Annotated in this window: 2 protein-coding genes and 1 pseudogene; 1 reads left to right on the top strand and 2 read right to left on the bottom strand. The window is 35.4% G+C overall.

Annotation, left to right across the window (positions count from 1 at the left end; all coding sequences use genetic code 11):
• Window positions 1–155 precede the first annotated feature (155 nt).
• Both Xenpb_RS19075 and Xenpb_RS19080 read right to left on the bottom strand, forming a co-directional pair.
• Window positions 156–919 (bottom strand): IS5 family transposase gene (locus Xenpb_RS19075; RefSeq protein ID WP_187655703.1). Its coding sequence is split into 2 segments (ribosomal slippage): window positions 156–455 and window positions 458–919, totalling 762 coding nucleotides; the frame shifts between segments, so codons are not numbered across the junction.
• Window positions 920–1,510: 591 nt separating this feature from the next.
• Complete coding sequence (locus tag Xenpb_RS19080; protein ID WP_187655704.1) at window positions 1,511–1,897, bottom strand: hypothetical protein; 387 nt, start codon at window positions 1,895–1,897, stop codon at window positions 1,511–1,513.
• Window positions 1,898–2,528: 631 nt separating this feature from the next.
• Between Xenpb_RS19080 and Xenpb_RS19085 the strand changes: the two are divergent.
• A pseudogene (locus Xenpb_RS19085) lies at window positions 2,529–2,852 on the top strand (GFA family protein); the annotation flags it as partial.
• Window positions 2,853–2,947: the final 95 nt, after the last annotated feature.

Below are 2,947 nucleotides of genomic sequence, written 5' to 3' on the forward strand. Positions count from 1 at the left end.
TTACATCTCTGTGTTTTTACTCGGCCGTCGTCATACTGGAATTCTTATCACTGCCGACGAAATTCGTCGTCAGTCATAGCACATATTTTTGTACCAAGAACACCAAATTCATTTTCATGAATAACTAGGGTCTGTTGATGTTTTAAGGTCATAATTCATTCAGCCCACATTGGCAACCAGACAATGATAAACGCCAGAGCCAACATACTGGCGTAATTCCGTTCAAGCTTATCGTATTTTGTTGCTATTGCACGAAAATGTTTAACTCTGGCGAACGCATTCTCCACCAAATGACGATAACGATATAAACATTTATCAATCTGTTTATCCGATTTTCGGCTATTTTTTCGGTAAGGAATAATCGGCGTTGCTCCTTGCTGTTCAATATGATTTCTGAAAGCCTGACTATCGTACCCTTTGTCAGCTATCACAAAGTCCGAAGAGGGCGATTTTGTCCGACTAAACTTTCAGCATGAACAATGTCATGCACTTGTCCCCCGGACAATTCAAAATGAACAGGCAAGCCATAACTATCGACGGCCAAATGAATTTTGGTTGAACGTCCACCACAACTTTTGCCAATAGCCTCATCATCATCTGAAGCCGCTCCGGCACTGTGCTGATGAGCACGGACGATACTCCCATCAATAAACAACCATTCCCTATCAGCAAACCCAGATAACCACTTGAAAATGAGCTGTAAAATACCTTTCTTTGACCAAGCATTGAAACGTTGAAAGACGCTATTCCATTTGCCGAATTCTGGCGGTAAATCGCGCCAGGGAACGCGCGTTCTCATTCGGTAAAGAATGCCTTCAAAGGTCAAACGGTGTTCAGGTTTGTGATAAATCCAACCCGCATGTTGCATTAACGCAGATAGCTTATTCCATTGGAGATCTGTTAACATAGTTCGCGGCATGATGGTGAGGTCTGGTTGTTTTTTGGCGAAAGTAATTATACCAAATCATCATGCTGTCTAATAATCCCTCACAAAACATCAACAGACCCTATAATTTTATTTCTCTTTATATATAAATTAAACAAACGGGTTGTCTCAGTTGTCTCGGTTGTCTCAATTCAATTAACTTATTGTTTTATAATAATTAATATCTAAAAATTGAGACAACTTAGCCTATTTTATGTTGTCTCAATTTCATCTTCTATCACATAAATAAACTCTATTTGTTTGATAAATAATGATTTAATCTTAATTTTCGTGTTGTCTCAGTGAATTGCTTTAGCGTGTGCATTACCCGAACTCTTCCAGAACAAGCGGATAAAAGAAATCGTCAAGGGTGAAAAAGTTTACTATCAGGACAGTGAACCCTGTGACATCCCCTCAGGCACCCGCTTAGACGTCCGTGTCCAGATGCCGGCAGATTCGGTGTGGAATGTGAGGCAGGGGGAAGGGTAATGCCCCTGCCTGTACTCGATCAATATTTCAGTTTCTTTGGATTTCAATCCCTTTTAATAGAAATAGATTATATAGAACTATGATGTACAGACTTTTTCAAACTGAATCCATTTTTAAGTAATAATTTTCACCAATTTGAGATATTGTCAGAGTTTTATTTCCTCCGTGTCGATTATGACCGGGGATTTCTTGAGTGCTACCACTATAATCCATATATTGAGCTTGAAGGTATTTTACGGCATCTTCATAAGGTGGAGACCAATAATCCTGAAAAATATAAATATATACATTATCGGTTGGACCTAAAGTGAGTTTCAGGGCTTTCCAGTTCTCAGAGGGTTCTCGGATCCAAGGCACCGATATTTCACCACTCCAAGTTCTTCCGGGAAGTATTGAATGTTGACTATGATTTTCACCATTAAATATACCAACTTTATTTTTTGTATGATTATTAATGAGAACAATCTTGGTTATATTAGCCATGGTTTCTCCTAAATTTATTAATATCTTTAAAAGATCGTTAATTAACTAAAAATATTACTATCTTTATCTTAGGGAGGGAAAATATCCCATTGAGATTAGGTTCAATGGTTTTCTGCTACTTTGGATATAATGCTTTAAAAGCTACCAACTATATCAAGGTATAAAATAAATTCACATTGACAGTAAATAATTTTTATTTATTATACTGTGATGTATAAATATACTTTTATTTTTATTTTGTAAACAAAAATATACTTTAATACTAATCATAAAATGATTATCCATTTATTAATTTTGGATTATATTATTTTGTTATTGATATAGAGTTGCTTAGTCTAATTGAAAAAAAGAAATATACAATATGGAAGTATCCGTATTGTAGTTTGTAACTATTGCTAGTTCAAAATATAACTATTAGACGATAGTAGCTTTTCTTCTTCTATCTGGACTCTCTATTCCCCCTATCTAACGAGCATAAAATCCATTTCTATGTACTACATTGTGTACGTTTTCTGTTTGTACATACATGTGTACATTTGTGGTTTTATTTAGGTTTTTTTGATTTAACTAATTATTTTTGAATGGTAATTTAATAATTAAGTTTACTTTATTGTAAACATGTCAAAGATGGAATGGAGGCCCATTTTTATCTGTAGACTGTAAGGATGATTTACAAATAGATGGGGATGAAAATATTTCAACATATTCATCGTCAGAATGGGCAGAGCGAGCTTTCTGTAAAAAATGTGGTACACATCTTTTCTACCACTTACATCATCCCAGTGCTTATTATGTTCCAGTTGCTTTGTTCGAAAATAATCATTCTAGTAAATTATCCCGCCAGATTTATGTAGACAGCAAGCCTAAGTATTATAATTTTGTTGAAAAAACCCCGATGTTGACTAAACAAGATATTCTTAATTTAACGCGATGCTCGACTTTCGAGGTGAGTTGAAATGACATAGCCGCTCCTTTATAACTTTAAGTCGCCAAACTGAGAGAAATAAAGGAACAAGGGCTATGTCACAGCAAGATTTTATCATTTGGGTG

It is taken from the genome of Xenorhabdus sp. PB62.4, assembly GCF_014467285.1.
GTDB lineage: Bacteria > Pseudomonadota > Gammaproteobacteria > Enterobacterales > Enterobacteriaceae > Xenorhabdus.